Below are 16,217 nucleotides of genomic sequence, written 5' to 3'. Positions count from 1 at the left end.
TCTTCGTTTGATAAATTTTTCAAAACCTTATGCGCAAGGTGTGGCTAAGCATTGGGCACAGTTAGAAAATGCGTTGCTGGTGTTGCTTTTATTAGGTTCTATTGTGTTAGCAAATGCACAAATAATAATGCGTAATTTTTTTGATGAAAGTTTTAGTTGGGCAGACCCCGTATTGCGAATTGCTGTCTTATGGTTAGGCATGGTCGGCGCGATGGTCGCGACCCGTGAGCATAAACAAATCAATGTGGATTTATTAGCTCGGTATCTGCAAGGCGCGTGGCGCGATTTAGTCATGAGCGCAGCCGCACTTATTTCGGCGGCCATCGCGTTAGTGCTGGCGATTGCGAGTGGACGTTTTGTACAGTTTGACATGGAGTCGGGGCTAAATTTATTTGCTCATGTGCCCAATTGGACGATAGCTTTAGTCTTGCCGGTAGCTTTTGCTGTCATTGCATGGCGTTATTTTCTGCAAGCAATAGAATATGGATCGAGTAGCTTTTCACAGTGGCGTATGCGAGTGCGCTAATGTTGATGCTCATTATATTATTGCTATTAATTTTCCTGGGCGTGCCGTTATTTGCCGTCATTGGCTTGAGTGCTATTTGGGGATTTTTGCAACAGGATGTTGATTTAATTGTTATTGCGATAGAAATATATCGTTTAGTAGATATGCCGGTGTTGATCGCAGTGCCTTTATTTACTTTTGCTGGTTATGTGTTGGGTGAAAGTAATGCTGCGGCGCGTTTAGTAAAATTATCGGATGCGCTGTTGGGTCGTTTGCCGGGCGGTTTACCTATTGTCGCTATTATTACCTGCGCTTTATTAACGGCGTTTACGGGTGCATCGGGTGTTACGATTGTGGCGTTAGGTGCATTGTTGTATCCGGCTTTACGACAAGCAGGTTACAAAGAACGTTTTAGTTTAGGTTTATTAACGAGCTCAGGTTCCTTGGGTTTGTTATTCGCACCTTCTTTGCCTTTAATTTTGTATGGTGTCGTCGCGCAACAAGTATCACAAGAAATACCGGTCAATATTGATGACTTGTTTATCGCTGGCATTTTGCCTGGCCTCTTAATGTTAATTGTGTTGTCTGTTTATAGTATGTTTGTTAGTCGAGAATTACCGTTAGCCACTTTCACCGTTGATGCAGGAAAACCCACCGTCTCACGTTCCCGCCAAATAACATCAGCTTTAAAAGAAGCTATTTGGGAATTGCCTTTGCCGTTTGTAGTGCTAGGCGGAATTTATGGCGGTTATTTTGCAATTTCTGAAGCAGCGGCTATCACCGCTATGTACGTTTTTGTTGTAGAGGTTTTTATTCGTCGAGAAGTTAGTTGGCGTAATCTGCCGCTTATTATTAAAGACTCTATGATGTTAGTCGGTGCGATCTTAGTGATTTTAGGCGCTTCACTGGCATCGACGAATTATTTAATCGATGCAGGTGTGCCGCAACAAATCTTTGAAATTATTCATAAGCACATTGATGATAAGTGGACGTTTTTAATCGCGCTTAATATATTCTTACTTGTCTTAGGCATGATGCTAGATATTTTTTCGGCCATTGTAATTATGATTCCGATTATCTTGCCAGTAGCTTTAGGTTACGGCGTGCATCCTGTGCATTTAGGAATTATTTTTTTGGCAAATATGCAAATCGGTTACTTCACCCCTCCAGTCGGGATGAACTTGTTTATTGCCAGCTATCGTTTTAATAAACCCATTTTAACCTTGTGTTATGCCGCAATACCTTTTTTCTTATTGTTAATGTTATGCGTGCTTATTATTACGTATTGGCCCGCACTCAGTTTAGGTTTATTAGATACGCCAGTTGTAGCGCCTTAATAATAAATACGTCCTCTTTATTGTTGCCAAGGAAAATCTATGGCTAATTTTATTGTGATCACCCGTGCCGGCCCTGTGCTTCACCTCACGATTAATCGTCCTGATAAAAAAAATGCTTTAACGCAGGCTATGTATGCTGAATTAGCGGATCAATTAGACAGCAGTGATCGTGATCCCACCATACGCATAGTGACTTTGACCGGCGCTGGAGATTATTTTTCTAGCGGCAATGATGTGCATGATTTTGATGCATTCATTGGATTTGATGACACCACTCCCGTAGTGCGTTTTATTAAAGCCATTGCAAATTGTCGCAAACCTATAGTGGCTATAGTGAATGGCCCTGCCATTGGTATTGGTTTTACGCTGTTATTACATTGCGATTTGGTATATGCCGCCGATACAGTCTTTTTTAATGCACCTTTTACTACGTTAGGTTTATGTCCAGAAGCAGGTTCTAGTTATTGGTTGCCTTTATTGGCGGGTTATCAGCGTGCAGCAGAAATTTTATTATTAGCTGAACGTTTTGATGCGCAGATGGCAGTGGAATTAGGCTTGGTAAATAAAGTTTGTAAAGCCACGGAATTGCAATCTACAGTGGATGCGGTATTAACACGTTTGCGTGAATTACCGATTGATGGTTTATTAACAGTTAAACGTTTAATGAAACAAGCTCATCGAAAATCTGTTGAACAAACTATTCAAGCTGAATTACAAGAATTTGCTTGGTTGCTACAAGGCGAGGCCTTCGCTGAAGCATTTGCGGCCTTTAATGAAAAGCGCAAACCTATTTTTCATACCGATTAAGCGTGCTCAAACACATGCAACAAATGCGTGTAATAGAAATTAAAGTGCCGCTTGATAAAAGCGCACCGCGGCCTCCCGAAATATTACAACTCGCACAACGACCGCAACCTATACCGGCTGCTCACGAAGTATTAATTGAGGTTATTGCTGCCGGCATTAATCGCCCCGATATTTTGCAGCGCAAAGGTTTGTATCCGGTTCCTGCGGGTGCTTCGGATGTGCCAGGTTTAGAAGTTGCGGGTTATATAAAGACGGTGGGTGCAGAAGTTACGCAATTTAAAATAGGCGATGCAGTCTGTGCCTTGTGTAATGGCGGCGGGTACGCCGAATATGTTTGTGTACCAGCGGGACAATGTTTACCTAAACCAACGGCTTTGAGTTGGGCGCAAGCCGCGGCTTTGCCGGAAACATTTTTCACTGTTTGGAGTAATTTATTTTTGCGCGGACAATTACAAGCGGGCGAAACAGTGTTAATTCATGGCGGGTCTAGTGGCATTGGCACTACAGCAATTATGTTAAGCCGTTATTTTGGCGCACGCGTTATCACGACAGTAGGAAGTGACGCGAAAGCGCAGGCATGTAAAGCATTGGGTGCAGAAACTATTAATTATAAACAAGATGATTTCCACACTGAAGTTATGCGCTTGACGGAAAATAAAGGTGTTGATGTTATTTTGGATATAGTCGGCGCGGAATATTTTAATAAAAATATAAATTGTTTGGCAGAAGAGGGGCGTTTGGTATTGTTAGCCCTACCTTCGGGTGCCAAAACTGAATTAGACATGAGTAAAATTTTATTTAAACGTTTAAAAATAATGGGTTCAACCTTACGCCCGCAAAGCAATGAAAAAAAAGCCGCCATTGCACGTAGCTTATATGAACATGTGTGGCCCATTTTAGAGCAAGCAAAATGTTTGCCGATCGTGCATGCCGCATATCCTTTGGTTGCCGCCGCTGAAGCGCATCACATGCTGGAAAGCAGCGCACATATTGGCAAGCTGGTATTGAATGTTAAGCAATGATGATAATTAGTACAGAGTAGGAAGAGATTTATGTCACTAAGTATGCAAGCCATGGTTTGTACGGCGTATGGTGCGCCAGAAGTACTAAAGCGCCAAACAGTGCCAGTGCCGATACCCGAAATTAACCAAGTTGTCATCAAGGTTCATGTAGCTGCTATTAACCCTGGTGATATTTATACCCGCAATGGTGAAATGCGAATATTTTTTGGTTTACTAAAACCGCGTACTGCCATTTTTGGTTATGAGTTTTGCGGAGAAATTGTCGCGCTAGGCGAGCAGGTTAACGATTTAAAAATCGGCGATCGTGTGTGCGCTTTAATTGATAAAAAACAAAACGGTGCCTATGCGCAATACGCTTTCGCCCCTGCAAGTCATGTTGTTAAATTATCAGACACTACAGACGATTTAAATGCTGCCGCACTAATTTTAGGCGGTATTACCGCCATACAAGCATTACGCGATTGCGCACAGGCACAGGCGGGTATGCGCGTATTAATTACCGGCGCAGCAGGTAGTGTGGGTTATATGGCGGCACAGATTGCACGCTTACAAGGTTTAGAGGTGGTCTGTATTGCCAATGAACGCGGTTTGCACAGTGTTAAAGCTTTAGGTTTCGCTGACGTGTATGACTATAAAAAAATTACGGCCGATAGTTTTACTGAACCGTTTGATATTATTTTAGATTCTTCGTCGATGCTGACTTTTACTGAATGGCAAAAACGCTTAAAACCAAATGGTGTATTTGTAACCACGGGTCCTCGATTGCGCAATCTATGGCCTATATTAAGAGACTTTAAAAAAACCGCCGGGCAACGTGCAAAATTTGTCATGGGGCATGCCGATAAAACGGATATGACACAGCTTGTTCGTTGGTTTGAAAATAAACAATTGCAGGTTTTAATTGATAAAGTATTTTCTGTGACTGATGTAGTCAGCGCGCATCATTATTTTGAAAAAAATGCTAAACACGGCAAAATATTGCTTAAAGTTTTGGACTCATTTTAATGAGTAAAAAACCTGTCCGTGATCGTTTATACGCCGAACCTTTAGATGAAATACAGGCGTTTAGTTTCGACGCCAAAGTTGCTTCTGTTTTTCACGATATGATTCAGCGTTCGGTGCCCGGTTACGGTGATATCATTCCGGCGATTGGTTTGTTAGCGCAGCGTTTTGTGCAGTCTAATGAGCGCATTTATGATTTAGGTTGTTCGCTGGGCGCTGTGCCTGCGGCGATACGTTTGGCTTTGGCGGAAAATTTACCGGCACAGATTATTGCAGTGGATAATTCAGCGGCGATGCTGGAAAAAGCGCAAAAGCTTAATGATAAATCCTCGCACATTACGATTGATTGGCAGCACGCGGATATTTTAGAAATAGAATTTTTGCCTAGTCGTTTGATGGTATTAAATTTCACTTTGCAATTTGTGGCTTTAGAAAAACGTTCGTTATTGTTAGAACGCATTGCGTCGGCTTTGTTGCCAGGCGGCTTGTTGGTTTTGTCGGAGAAAATCCATTTTTCCGATAGTGCCGAGCAACATTTATTAATCGACTTGCATCATGACTACAAACGCGCTCACGGTTATTCTGATTTAGAAATTAGTCAAAAACGCAGCTCATTAGAAAATGTATTGATTCCAGAAACCTTGCAAACTCATCAGCTGCGTTTGCAGCAAGCAGGATTTGTTAGTAGTTATTGTTGGTATCAACAATATAATTTTGTATCTTTACTGGCTTTTAAATGATTAAAGATTTAGATGCTCATTATCAGCAAGTGTTTGTCGATCTTGAGCAAGTGGGATTGGCAGCTTGGGCGGAGCTGGGCCGACAACAAATACAGAGTTGGTTTTCTCCCGAACATCGTAGCGATATGTCGCAATGGCTGACGCAGTTAGATGCGTTAAAAATATTAATCGCACATAAAAGTGTTTCAATCGAAACGCTCACGCCTATTTTTAAAAGCTTTACACCTTGGCGTAAAGGACCTTTTTGTTTAGATGACATTGAGTTAGATGCGGAATGGCGTTGCGATTTAAAATGGCAGCGTGTCCAAAGTGCAATTTCAAATTTATCGAATCAGTTAGTATTGGATGTAGGCTGCGGCAACGGCTATTACGGTTGGCGTATGTTAGAAGCAGGTGCACGCCAAGTGATTGGCTTGGATCCTACTTTATTGTCAGTTATGCAATTTCATTTGGTGCGACAGTTTTATGGTCAAGGTGGCTGCACCGTATTACCGTGGCGCTTAGATGATGTTGCGTTTGTTGCTGTATTTGATACGGTGTTTTCGATGGGTGTTTTATACCATCATCGGGCGCCGTTAGAACATTTGCGTCAATTGCGCAGTGTTTTAAAAACAGGCGGCCAATTATTATTAGAAACGTTGATAATTGATGGTGATGCGCAGCAATGTTTGGTGCCAGAAGATCGTTATGCGCGGATGCGTAATGTGTGGTTTATTCCCAGTATTGATATGTTGCAGATTTGGTTAAAACGTTGTGGCTTTACAAAAATAGAGGTTGTTGATGTGAGCGTCACTACGTCGCACGAACAACGAGTAACAATGTGGAGCGGTACGGAATCATTAAGCAATTTTTTAGATGCACAAGATCAGACTAAAACCATCGAAGGTTATCCTGCGCCGCAGCGCGTTTTATTGCGCTGCGTTTAATATTTAAATTAATGTCTAAAATGCCGCATGCCGGTAAACACCATCGCCATCCCATGTTCATTAGCGGCTTGAATAACTTCTTCGTCGCGCATCGAACCCCCGGGTTGAATCACCGCGCTAATACCTGCTGCATGGGCGGCGTCAATGCCGTCACGAAACGGGAAAAATGCATCAGAAGCCATTACTGAGCCGGCGACTTCTAGTTTTTCATCTTGCGCTTTAATGCTGGCAATTTTGGCTGAATACACGCGACTCATTTGACCTGCGCCTACACCAATCGTGGATTGATTTTTTGCGTACACAATGGCATTCGATTTAACAAATTTTGCGACACGCCAAGCAAATAATAAATCGGTTAATTCTTGTGGACTTGGCTGACGTTGGCTAACAATTTTTAAATCGTGGTTGCTGATATTGCCCGCGTCACGATCTTGAACTAATAAGCCACCATTAACGCGTTTGAAATCAAAAGCATTAATAGGTGTATGCCATTGACCGGTGACTAATAAGCGCACATTTTGTTTTGCCGCAATAATGTTAATAGCGTCTACATGCGCGCTGGGTGCAATGATAACTTCGACAAACTGGCGTTCAACAATTGCGGTTGCAGTTGCAGCATCTAATTCACCATTAAACGCGATGATGCCACCAAATGCTGAAGTCGGATCAGTTTTAAAGGCGAGTTCATAAGCGTTTAATAAGTTATTGCTGAGCGCAACGCCACAAGGATTCGCGTGTTTAACAATCACACACGCAGGCGTTTGAAATTGTTTAACACATTCCAACGCGGCATCCGCATCAGCAATATTGTTATAGGATAATTCTTTACCTTGCAGTTGGCGGGCGGTAGCAATTGCAGGTTCTACTACTTGTTGCTCTACATAAAATGCAGCACGCTGATGTGGATTTTCACCGTAGCGTAATTCTTGTTTTTTATGGAATTGTAAATTCAGCACTTTGGAGAAAGTTTGGCGCGTGTTGCCCGCGCTATCCGTTAAGCTGCTCAGATAATTCGCAATAGCGCCGTCATAAGCCGCAGTATGAGTAAATACTTTAGTTGCTAAACGAAATCGCGTGTTGTGAGTAGTGGCGCCGTCATTGCTGTGTAATTCTTCTAGTACGGTTCTGTAATCGTCAGGATCAACAATCACGGTGACGGCGGCGTGATTTTTTGCGGCGGAACGCAGCATGGCCGGGCCGCCGATGTCGATATTTTCAATCGCATGTTCAAAATCGCAATCGGGTTGCGCGATGGTGGCAGCAAAAGGATATAAATTCACTACGACTAAATCAATCGGTGCAATCGCGTGTTGTTCCATGATCTCGTCGTCAATTCCGCGTCTACCTAATAAACCGCCGTGGATTTTAGGATGCAGCGTTTTAACACGACCGGCCATCATTTCTGGAAAACTGGTGTGATCAGACACTTCTGTTACACGCACACCATTATCGCTGAGTAATTTTGCGGTGCCGCCGGTTGATAATATATCAATGTTACGTGTCGCTAATGCTTTTGCAAATTCTAGAATGCCAGCTTTGTCGGACACGCTGATAAGTGCGCGACGCACGCGAATATTTTTTTCAGTCACAGCGTTACCTTATAAATTAATGAATGTTTAATAAAACGAAGGCTTGCGATTAATTATCGAGCTGATGTTCGCGTAATTTTTTGCGCAGGGTGCCGCGACTAATACCAAGATATTCCGCTGCTTTGCTGCGATTACCTTGGGTGTAACGCAACACGCCGCTTAGTAATGCGTGTTCGGTTTGGCCCATGACGAGTTCAAATAAATTAGCGGTTTTGTCGCCGTCGAGTTTTTCGAAATAAATGCTTAGACAATGTTCGACTTGGCTACGTAAGCTGACGTCATCTTCTTTCACGACATTGCGCAGCGGAATAATATTGGCGTTGTTCATGCGGCCACGTTCACTCGGGTTATGACGCTCGCGTCGAAAGGGTGTTGCCAATGCGGGAAGGAAAGTGATCCTTCTTGCGCGTCGGCAAGTCCAGTTGCGACGATTGCGTATTGTTGTTCTGTTACTTCAATACTTTTAATGGTTTGCCACAATGTTGGAAATGGTGCTTTTAAATACCAAGCCAGGTGTTTACGCGCCATTCGTACGCCTTGTGAGTCGCCATAATAGGCATACAACAAACGTAGATGTTCCAATATGACATTGCGGAACTCCGTCAACGACGGAGGTGCTAATTGTTTCCCAGTTTGTAGGTAGTGGTCAATCTCTCTGAACAACCAAGGATAACCTTGGCTCGCACGGCCTAGATAAAGACCATCGGCTTGGGTGTAGCGTAATACTTCAGCGGCTTTTTGTGGACTGTTGATATCACCATTAGCAAATACGGGGATGTTGACTTGGCTTTTAACCATGGCGATGGTGTCGTATTCAGCATCACCCAGATACGCGTCAGCACGCGTGCGGCCGTGGACTGCCAATGATTGGATGCCCGCTGCTTCCGCTATCCGTGCAATGCGTACGGCGTTTTTATGGAGACGATCCCAGCCGGTGCGCATTTTCAGAGTGACTGGCACTGCTACTGCGTTGACCACAGCATCGAGAATGCGGCCGACTAAAATTTCATCTTGTAATAAGGCCGAGCCCGCCCATTGGTTACAGACTTTTTTGGCCGGACAACCCATATTAATGTCGATGATGTCAGCACCTAAGCCGACGTTATAACGCGCAGCATCGGCCAACATCACAGGATCACTGCCCGCAATTTGCACAATGTGAGGTGAGGGCTGACCTGCAAAATCGGTGCGTAATTGGGATTTGCGGGTATTTCTTAAGCTGGGATTGGATGCGACCATTTCAGCAATCGTTAAACCAGCGCCGAGTTGTCGGCAAATTTGTCGAAATGGTTTATCGGTAATGCCCGCCATCGGTGATAACACTAAGCGATTACGCAGTGCGGTGTAGGGTCCGATGTTAATGCTGCTAGCCATTTTTATTTCAAGTTTTATCTAAGTGTTCTATTAGGTAAAAGCCCGGGGAAATGCGGCTGTGATAAAAAAACCGGCGAAAGCGCCGGCGGGGGAGAATTTTAACGCAGCGGCTTTCCAGGTGATAGAGAAGTGAGAAGACAGTGGTCGGATAAGGTAATGATTAGAGAAAGTCTAGTTCGAAAGCGAGCGCTTCTTGACCTGGATCTTGTACTTCTAGCGTGATAGGAATGGGTTTGCCGATGTCCATGCCCAACGCCACATCATTGACGTGATTTAAATATTGCGCGGGTTTGAAATAGCGTTCGGCAACGACATCACCGTGGATGTCCGACATGCTGACGCGTAAGGTGGGATAGGTTTGCACAAAGTTTGCCGTGTTGGTAAAGACGGCGGTGATAATCAAGGCGTTGGGTGCGTTGGGATGGGAATAGACGTTGCGACTTACTAATTGCAAAGCACTGAGATCGCGTTTTTCGGGTAAGCGACAGAGATTGTTCCATTGCGCACAAAATTCGTTGATATAAGTACCGAAACGCGGATCATTCGCCAAGGTTGCGCGTTCTGCCCAGCTGACTTGCAGTAGAAGGGCGAGTAATAACATAAAACTGGCGCTAAACCATGCAATATTAAACCACGGGTTTCGGATTTTAGCTTTACCTTGCAATAAGCGACGTAATTGTTCGGCAGTATATTGCGATGGGGTGTCTATGACTTCTTCTGTGAGTAAATGTGCTTCGGCATTAAAGGTTTCTAAGCATTGGCCGCAGCGTACTTGTCCATTGGCTTGTAATAGCAGAGGATCGCTGACGCGAAAGACAGATTCACAATGAGGACAGCGAGTTTGCATGAGCGCATTATCCTGAGATCATGACGTCTCGTCTAGCAACTACAGGATTAGTCGAGATAGTTAGACCGGATTAACACTAAATGTCAGCATAATGAACAATAATCAACGCTGAATTCGCTATTTCATAAGGAAGGAGATTTGTATGCGCGGCATTATCCCTAGTTTAAGTCTTATTTTAGCCAGCAGTTTTTTGATAAGTGCGCCCACACAAGCCGCGCGCGTTGCCGTCCATGCCAGTGGTGGCACTTTAGGGATAGGCCCCGCAGTAACAGTAGGCTTAAGTCGCTCATTTAATGTGCGGGCAGGTTTAGGTTCGTTGGATGCGGATAAAGATTTTACTGAAGATGATATTAATTATACGGCGACCTATGAATTGGACTCTCGCTATGCTTTATTGGATTGGCATCCAATGGGTTGGAAGGTACGGTTAACAGCGGGTTTGGTCAATATTGAAAACGGCATTAATTTACAATCGAATGTGCCGAGCTTAAGCGCGCAAATCGGTGACAATTACTATAACCAAGATGTGGATATCACAGGACGTTTAACACTAGCCGATGGTACTTATCCTTATTTTGGAATTGGTTTTGGCAATGCCGTGAGTCGCGGTATACCGTTTGGATTTGGTATTGATATTGGTGTTATTAAACAAGACACACCAGAAGCAGACATAAGCGTCAATTCGCCGCAGGGTTTGGTTTCGGAAAGCGATATTCAAAAAGAAGAATCGGAATTAAATGAAGAGTTTAAAGGGCTGGATTTGTGGCCGGTGCTGAATATGAGCGTTAGTTATCGATTTTAAATTAATAAAAATAGTTATTAAAAAAAAGAGCGATTTACTTATAGCTCTTTTTTTTTGGAAAAATTATTTAAGGCGGCATTGCGCAACTATGCGTAGCCAGCCTTCTTGTTGCGCAATCACGATGTTGCCAAAATCTTGCTTAAACGCAGCAATCACTTCTGTGCTTTGATTTTCTAAAATACCACTCATGATTAAATAACCGCCTGGCTTAACCGCAGCAATAAGTTCTGTTGAAAGCGCAATTAAGGTACGACTTAAAATATTTGCTAAAACAATATCTACGGGCGCTTGATCAGCCGCGTATTGTTGCGGTAAATAAGTGTGGATGCGTGCGCTCACATTATTTTGTGCTGCATTATCGTTGGTTGCGGTTAATGCTTGGGGATCGATATCGATAGCATTAACGTATTGCGCGCCTAACATCGCTGCGGCTACCGCGAGAATGCCGGAGCCACAACCAAAATCTAAAACAGTTTTATTTGTTACATCGGTTTGATCTAACCATTGCAAACATAAAGCCGTGGTCGGATGCGTGCCAGTACCAAATGCTAAACCAGGATCAAGGCGAATAACAATTTGTGCTTCGAGTGGCGGCGTTAAATGATGTGGACAAATCCACAAACGCTCACCAAATTGCATTGCATGAAATTGATCCATCCATGCGCGCACCCATTCTTGTTCTAGCAATGATTCAATATGCCAGTGTTGTGCGCCTAAGGGTTCGAGATTTGGTTTTAGTCGATCGAGGATTTGTTGAAAATCTAATTCGGCAGGAAATAATACGCTGAATAATGTTTGTTGCCAGGTTGGCATTTCGCCGGGCAATGGTTCAAACACTGGATCATCACCGGCATCTTGCAGCGTAATCGATAACGCGCCGGCATTATCCAGATGCTGTTCGACGATAGTGATGAGAGGGTGTTGCGTAGTGCGGGCGACAGCTGCGTCATGCTCAATCGTGAGAGTGAAACGCAGTTGTCGCCACGCCGCTGTTGCATCGGCGTTTGCAGACATTAGGCTTTAGTCGCAATCGCTTCTTGTTGTTTTAATTTCTTTTCGAGGAAATGAATATCGGTGCCACCATTAATAAAATCGCGATCATGCGTCATGGTGTGATGCAGTTCGATATTGGTTTTAATACCGCCAATGACGAGTTCGCTAAGTGCGCCACGCATGCGGCGAATGGCAATATCTCTATCATCACCGTGCACGATTAATTTGGCGATCATAGAATCATAATTCGCGGGCACTCGATAACCATTATAAATATGCGAATCCCAACGTACACCCGGCCCGCCCGGTGGATGAAACTGAGTAATTAAACCAGGTGATGGCACAAAGGTGCGCGCATCTTCAGCATTGATACGACATTCCATGGCATGACCTGACCACGTAATATCTTTTTGTGAATAAGATAAAACTTGACCTGCAGCGACGCGTAATTGTTCTTTCACAATATCTACACCAGTCACCATTTCAGTAACCGGATGTTCAACTTGTACGCGCGTATTCATTTCGATGAAATAAAATTCGCCGTCTTGATATAAAAATTCAAAAGTACCCGCGCCGCGATAACCTAAGCGTTTGCATGCATCCACACAACGTTGACCGATATGTTTACGTTGTTTTTCAGTAATGCCAGGTGCCGGTGCTTCTTCGATTACTTTTTGGTGACGGCGTTGCATAGAACAATCACGTTCACCTAAGTGAATGACGTTGCCATGATTGTCTGCCATGACTTGAATTTCGATATGGCGTGGATGTTCGAGAAATTTTTCCATGTAGACCACGTCGTTACCAAATGCTGCACCGGCTTCGGTGCGCGTCATGGTAATGGCATTGAGCAAAGTTGCTTCGCTGTGGACCACGCGCATACCTCGACCACCGCCCCCGCCAGCCGCTTTGATGATCACGGGATAACCAATGTCGCGACCAAATTTTAAATTGATATTCGCATCATCACCTAAAGGCCCATCTGAACCAGGTACACAAGGCACGCCCGCGGCTTTCATTTCTTTAATCGCCGCAACTTTATCACCCATTTTGCGAATGACGTCGGCGGTAGGGCCGATGAAAATAAAACCACTAGACTCTACACGTTCAGCAAAATCTGCATTTTCAGATAAGAAGCCGTAGCCCGGATGAATTGCCACCGAGTCGGTTACTTCTGCGGCGCTAATAATCGCTGGAATATTTAAATAACTTAACTGCGATGGAGCCGGGCCAATACACACCGATTCATCCGCTAAGCGCACGTGTTTTAAATCACGATCCGCCGTTGAATACACAGCAACAGTTTTAATGCCGAGCTCACGGCACGCACGCAAAATGCGCAGTGCAATTTCGCCACGGTTGGCGATAACCACTTTATCCAGCATGGGTTGTTAATACCTCAATCAAAAACAGGGATGACAAACAGTTAATCTAGGGATGTATCGACTATGCGATCACAAACAGTTTTTCACCGTATTCCACCGGATCACCGCTTTGACACAACATCGCTTTTACTTCACCTGCGACATCGGCTTCAATGGGATTCATGATTTTCATGGCTTCGATAATGCACAAAGTGTCGCCAATATTGACGCGCTGGCCGATGGAGACAAAAGATTTCGAACCGGGTGATGGCGCTTCGTAATAAGTACCCACCATGGGTGATTCAACCACATGGCCTGCGGGCAATGCATTTACTGGGGTATCCGTCGTCACTGCAGCGGCGCTAGTAGGTGCAGCAGTTGCAGTAGGCATTTGCATCATCTGCGGCGCCATTTGCATCATCGGCATGTTGTAAGGCGAATTGCGCGAAATGCGCACCGATTCTTCACCTTCTTTGATTTCAATTTCAGCAATGCCAGATTCTTCTAGCAGCTCAATCAGTTTTTTAACTTTACGAATATCCACGGTGTGTACCTAGGGTTGATTGTTATTGGAAAGTGTTTTGATGATGACGGTTAATGCAAGTTCGTAACTTAAAGCACCGAAACCACTGATCACGCCGGTGGCAAGATCAGAAAAATACGAATGTTGGCGAAAGGCTTCGCGTGCATACACATTTGATAAATGCACTTCGATAAATGGAATAGCGCTGGCGGCTAAGGCATCGCGCAGCGCGACACTGGTGTGCGTAAAAGCGGCGGGATTAATAATGATATAAGCGCATTGCTGTTGTGCGGCTAAATGAATACGTTCGATCAAGCTATGTTCAGCGTTGCTTTGAAAGCTTTCGAGGTGATGATTGTTTTTTTGTGCTAATGCCAGCAGACCTTGGTCGATACTGGCTAAATTCGCTGATCCATAGATAGCAGGTTCGCGGCTACCCAGTAAATTTAGATTCGGTCCATGTAATACTAAAATATTTGCCATATGCGTCGAATAACTGCGATTTATCCTAGATTAAGTCCATACAAGCTGACAAAACACGATATCGTGTTACATAAAAACTTATAAGACGCTATTGTGCATGAATCAAACTCTGAAGTCTACGCATGTTGTAAACAGGTAAAGATCGCCGAAGATCGCCGATCTTTTAGAGTTAGTTGGTAGGAGTTGGCTTTTGGGGTAAAAACACTTGAAATAAAGAAGTCAGCAACTCAGCAGAAAGCACGCCAGCGTGGGTGTAAACAATATTACCTTGCGCATTAATGAGCACGCTATATGGAAGCAGCCCTTGGTTGTTGCCGTAACTGATACTCACGGCATCGGCATCGGCGCCACCGTATAAAACGGGATAGTTAATGCCGTATTCCTTGACCATTTCGCGGGTTAAATCGGCTCGATCCAGCGCGACGCTAACAATTTCAAAGGGTTGTTGCGCACGTTCCTTTTTGAGCTTGATGAGGGCGGGAATTTCTTTGCGACAAGGACCGCACCATGTGGCCCAAAAATTCACTAGTACTACCTTGTTATTAAATTCATTTATATGGTGAATTTTGTTCTCTAAATCTGGCAAGGCAAAATCAGGACGACGGGTTCCTAACAATGCTTTGGCGCTTGGCGCTTTGGGAGCTGCGGCTGGCACTTGACTATTTTGCTTCTCGGCATTCGCGTTGGGCGCATTATTTAGCAAAATCGCAAAACTAATGCCTGCCGCTAAAGCGGCGCAACAGAGGATGCTAAAAAGTGTTTTTTGTTTAAATGACAGCGCCATTAAAACACCGTGACCATGGCAGTTTGCGAGAAAGGTTGATAACAAACACCCTCTTTAGAATTACAACCTTGGGCTTGCACCCGAATTTGCAGCGCACCACCCGGCCGAGATTTATTGCCGTAATCAACAGGAATGGTGATAGTTAAAAACTGGCTGTAAATCTCGACCTCGCCATAAAACTCGTCATAGGTATGAATGCCGGGTGACATCTCGGCTTCCCCTAAACGCACGCCGGGTGTATCGACAAAAAATACAAAACCTTGTCTATATAAATAGTGATCGGGCGCAGGTGTAAAACGAATTTCTAAGGTATTGGCATTGCGCATGGAAACTTGCATGGGAAATGCGGCGCGCGGATCCATGATTTTGCCGCCGCCAAATGCTTCGTATTTGGGGAAATAAAATTTTTCAGTTTCCGGACGAGGTTTGCTAATAACGTCCATATTAGGGATGTTGTCTTTAGTAGTGCCTTCGGCATCCTGCACAATAACATCGTCTAATGTTTTTCCATTGGCCTTGGATGTTTTTGGTTTATCTGCCGCCGTAAGAAACGTCGACGTCAGGATAAAGCTTAAAGCCAGCGCGCTAATTAGCCAGCGGTTTGTGTGTATAGCCATGCAAGGTATTCCTCTGAGCCGTGGGTAATTGGGACGCCAATAATCTCGGGTAGTTCATAAGGGTGATGAGCCAAAATGCAATTTTTTACGGCCGTAAATAACTGGCGACGAGTTTTGATCAGCATTTGCTGTTCCTGGCTTTCTTGCCATTCTCCTTGCCATTCATAAAACGCTTGCATCGGCGGGAGTAGATTAACGCAGGCGGCGAGTTTTTGCCCGATCAATATTTGCGCCGCTTGCCGTGCTCGGATGGCATCTGGCCAACTGCTTAACACTAATAAATCGGCTGATTCATTTGTGTTCGCATCGTTTAGATTGATCACCGTTTTGTCACCTTTTAATACCCGCTTTGAATTGTAGCCTCAGTTGCTGGTTTATTAATCAAGTTTATGGGAATTGTCTTGAAATTTGGCGGAACGCCACTATGATTGGCACTCTCTTAAGGGGAGTGCTAATAGCAATTTGGCAATTTTTCTTAAGTCTTTGAATTTATTAAGTTAAC

At 44.2% G+C, this 16,217-nt stretch carries 19 protein-coding genes; 8 read left to right on the top strand and 11 right to left on the bottom strand.

Annotation, left to right across the window (positions count from 1 at the left end; translation table 11 throughout):
* Positions 1 to 40: 40 nt before the first annotated feature.
* From H0W44_01285 to cmoB, 7 genes are read left to right on the top strand one after another with little or no spacing between them, the layout of a single operon-like run.
* Positions 41 to 526 carry a TRAP transporter small permease gene (locus tag H0W44_01285; protein MBA3581064.1) on the top strand — a complete coding sequence of 162 codons (486 nt, stop codon included), beginning with the start codon at positions 41 to 43 and terminating at the stop codon, positions 524 to 526.
* Entirely contained in the window at positions 526 to 1,842 is a 1,317-nt protein-coding gene (locus H0W44_01280) for a TRAP transporter large permease subunit (protein MBA3581063.1), read from the top strand. Before H0W44_01285 ends, H0W44_01280 begins: the two co-directional genes overlap by 1 nt.
* 39 nt (positions 1,843 to 1,881) lie before the next feature.
* A complete protein-coding gene (locus tag H0W44_01275) occupies positions 1,882 to 2,649 on the top strand; it encodes an enoyl-CoA hydratase (protein ID MBA3581062.1) in 768 nt (255 codons plus the stop codon).
* 14 nt (positions 2,650 to 2,663) lie between these two features.
* Positions 2,664 to 3,671 carry an NAD(P)H-quinone oxidoreductase gene (locus tag H0W44_01270; protein MBA3581061.1) on the top strand — a complete coding sequence of 336 codons (1,008 nt, stop codon included), beginning with the start codon at positions 2,664 to 2,666 and terminating at the stop codon, positions 3,669 to 3,671.
* A gap of 30 nt (positions 3,672 to 3,701) precedes the next feature.
* Entirely contained in the window at positions 3,702 to 4,676 is a 975-nt protein-coding gene (locus H0W44_01265) for an NAD(P)-dependent alcohol dehydrogenase (protein ID MBA3581060.1), read from the top strand.
* Positions 4,676 to 5,413, top strand: coding sequence for a carboxy-S-adenosyl-L-methionine synthase CmoA (gene cmoA / locus H0W44_01260; GenBank protein ID MBA3581059.1), 738 nt, complete (start codon positions 4,676 to 4,678; stop codon positions 5,411 to 5,413). Before H0W44_01265 ends, cmoA begins: the two co-directional genes overlap by 1 nt.
* A complete protein-coding gene (cmoB, locus tag H0W44_01255) occupies positions 5,410 to 6,339 on the top strand; it encodes a tRNA 5-methoxyuridine(34)/uridine 5-oxyacetic acid(34) synthase CmoB (GenBank protein ID MBA3581058.1) in 930 nt (309 codons plus the stop codon). Before cmoA ends, cmoB begins: the two co-directional genes overlap by 4 nt.
* A gap of 8 nt (positions 6,340 to 6,347) precedes the next feature.
* Here the strand turns inward: cmoB and purH are convergent, their stop codons facing one another.
* The 4 genes from purH to H0W44_01235 form a co-directional block, all read right to left on the bottom strand.
* Positions 6,348 to 7,907, bottom strand: coding sequence for a bifunctional phosphoribosylaminoimidazolecarboxamide formyltransferase/IMP cyclohydrolase (gene purH, locus H0W44_01250; protein ID MBA3581057.1), 1,560 nt, complete (start codon positions 7,905 to 7,907; stop codon positions 6,348 to 6,350).
* A gap of 70 nt (positions 7,908 to 7,977) precedes the next feature.
* Positions 7,978 to 8,256 carry a hypothetical protein gene (locus H0W44_01245; protein ID MBA3581056.1) on the bottom strand — a complete coding sequence of 93 codons (279 nt, stop codon included), beginning with the start codon at positions 8,254 to 8,256 and terminating at the stop codon, positions 7,978 to 7,980.
* A complete protein-coding gene (gene dusB / locus H0W44_01240) occupies positions 8,253 to 9,302 on the bottom strand; it encodes a tRNA dihydrouridine synthase DusB (GenBank protein MBA3581055.1) in 1,050 nt (349 codons plus the stop codon). Before dusB ends, H0W44_01245 begins: the two co-directional genes overlap by 4 nt.
* A 160-nt stretch (positions 9,303 to 9,462) precedes the next feature.
* Positions 9,463 to 10,149 carry a zinc-ribbon domain-containing protein gene (locus tag H0W44_01235; protein ID MBA3581054.1) on the bottom strand — a complete coding sequence of 229 codons (687 nt, stop codon included), beginning with the start codon at positions 10,147 to 10,149 and terminating at the stop codon, positions 9,463 to 9,465.
* A gap of 142 nt (positions 10,150 to 10,291) precedes the next feature.
* Here H0W44_01235 and H0W44_01230 point away from each other — a divergent pair, with 142 nt between their 5' ends.
* Positions 10,292 to 10,951, top strand: a complete 660-nt coding sequence (locus tag H0W44_01230; GenBank protein ID MBA3581053.1) for a hypothetical protein — start codon at positions 10,292 to 10,294, stop codon at positions 10,949 to 10,951.
* A 63-nt stretch (positions 10,952 to 11,014) separates the two neighbouring features.
* Here H0W44_01230 and prmA read toward each other — a convergent pair whose 3' ends face one another.
* The 7 genes from prmA to H0W44_01195 form a co-directional block, all read right to left on the bottom strand.
* The gene (gene prmA / locus H0W44_01225; protein ID MBA3581052.1) at positions 11,015 to 11,965 is read right to left on the bottom strand and encodes a 50S ribosomal protein L11 methyltransferase; all 951 of its coding nucleotides are present in this window, start codon (positions 11,963 to 11,965) and stop codon (positions 11,015 to 11,017) included.
* Positions 11,965 to 13,329 (bottom strand): acetyl-CoA carboxylase biotin carboxylase subunit, encoded by a 1,365-nt coding sequence (gene accC / locus H0W44_01220; protein MBA3581051.1) that lies wholly within the window; start codon positions 13,327 to 13,329, stop codon positions 11,965 to 11,967. The genes prmA and accC overlap by 1 nt, the downstream gene beginning before the upstream one ends.
* 61 nt (positions 13,330 to 13,390) lie before the next feature.
* Positions 13,391 to 13,852 carry an acetyl-CoA carboxylase biotin carboxyl carrier protein gene (locus H0W44_01215; GenBank protein ID MBA3581050.1) on the bottom strand — a complete coding sequence of 154 codons (462 nt, stop codon included), beginning with the start codon at positions 13,850 to 13,852 and terminating at the stop codon, positions 13,391 to 13,393.
* Positions 13,853 to 13,861: 9 nt separating this feature from the next.
* Positions 13,862 to 14,314 (bottom strand): type II 3-dehydroquinate dehydratase, encoded by a 453-nt coding sequence (gene aroQ / locus H0W44_01210; protein ID MBA3581049.1) that lies wholly within the window; start codon positions 14,312 to 14,314, stop codon positions 13,862 to 13,864.
* A gap of 169 nt (positions 14,315 to 14,483) precedes the next feature.
* The gene (locus H0W44_01205) at positions 14,484 to 15,098 is read right to left on the bottom strand and encodes a TlpA family protein disulfide reductase (GenBank protein MBA3581048.1); all 615 of its coding nucleotides are present in this window, start codon (positions 15,096 to 15,098) and stop codon (positions 14,484 to 14,486) included.
* Entirely contained in the window at positions 15,098 to 15,715 is a 618-nt protein-coding gene (locus tag H0W44_01200; protein ID MBA3581047.1) for a protein-disulfide reductase DsbD N-terminal domain-containing protein, read from the bottom strand. Before H0W44_01200 ends, H0W44_01205 begins: the two co-directional genes overlap by 1 nt.
* The gene (locus H0W44_01195) at positions 15,688 to 16,038 is read right to left on the bottom strand and encodes a divalent-cation tolerance protein CutA (GenBank protein MBA3581046.1); all 351 of its coding nucleotides are present in this window, start codon (positions 16,036 to 16,038) and stop codon (positions 15,688 to 15,690) included. Before H0W44_01195 ends, H0W44_01200 begins: the two co-directional genes overlap by 28 nt.
* Positions 16,039 to 16,217: the final 179 nt, after the last annotated feature.

The organism is Gammaproteobacteria bacterium (genome assembly GCA_013817245.1).
In the GTDB taxonomy this organism is placed as follows: domain Bacteria; phylum Pseudomonadota; class Gammaproteobacteria; order HTCC5015; family HTCC5015; genus JACDDA01.
This window is presented reverse-complemented; position numbering and strand designations above follow the sequence as displayed.

Bases quoted from the DNA above. Each gene is read 5' to 3' on its own strand.
- H0W44_01280 (MBA3581063.1), top strand. From the start codon at position 526: ATGTTGATGCTCATTATATTATTGCTATTAATTTTCCTGGGCGTGCCG.
- H0W44_01275 (MBA3581062.1), top strand. From the start codon at position 1,882: ATGGCTAATTTTATTGTGATCACCCGTGCCGGCCCTGTGCTTCACCTC.
- H0W44_01270 (MBA3581061.1), top strand. From the start codon at position 2,664: ATGCAACAAATGCGTGTAATAGAAATTAAAGTGCCGCTTGATAAAAGC.
- H0W44_01265 (MBA3581060.1), top strand. From the start codon at position 3,702: ATGTCACTAAGTATGCAAGCCATGGTTTGTACGGCGTATGGTGCGCCA.
- cmoA (MBA3581059.1), top strand. From the start codon at position 4,676: ATGAGTAAAAAACCTGTCCGTGATCGTTTATACGCCGAACCTTTAGAT.
- cmoB (MBA3581058.1), top strand. From the start codon at position 5,410: ATGATTAAAGATTTAGATGCTCATTATCAGCAAGTGTTTGTCGATCTT.
- H0W44_01245 (MBA3581056.1), bottom strand. From the start codon at position 8,256: ATGAACAACGCCAATATTATTCCGCTGCGCAATGTCGTGAAAGAAGAT.
- dusB (MBA3581055.1), bottom strand. From the start codon at position 9,302: ATGGCTAGCAGCATTAACATCGGACCCTACACCGCACTGCGTAATCGC.
- H0W44_01235 (MBA3581054.1), bottom strand. From the start codon at position 10,149: ATGCAAACTCGCTGTCCTCATTGTGAATCTGTCTTTCGCGTCAGCGAT.
- H0W44_01230 (MBA3581053.1), top strand. From the start codon at position 10,292: ATGCGCGGCATTATCCCTAGTTTAAGTCTTATTTTAGCCAGCAGTTTT.
- prmA (MBA3581052.1), bottom strand. From the start codon at position 11,965: ATGTCTGCAAACGCCGATGCAACAGCGGCGTGGCGACAACTGCGTTTC.
- accC (MBA3581051.1), bottom strand. From the start codon at position 13,329: ATGCTGGATAAAGTGGTTATCGCCAACCGTGGCGAAATTGCACTGCGC.
- aroQ (MBA3581049.1), bottom strand. From the start codon at position 14,314: ATGGCAAATATTTTAGTATTACATGGACCGAATCTAAATTTACTGGGT.
- H0W44_01205 (MBA3581048.1), bottom strand. From the start codon at position 15,098: ATGGCGCTGTCATTTAAACAAAAAACACTTTTTAGCATCCTCTGTTGC.
- H0W44_01200 (MBA3581047.1), bottom strand. From the start codon at position 15,715: ATGGCTATACACACAAACCGCTGGCTAATTAGCGCGCTGGCTTTAAGC.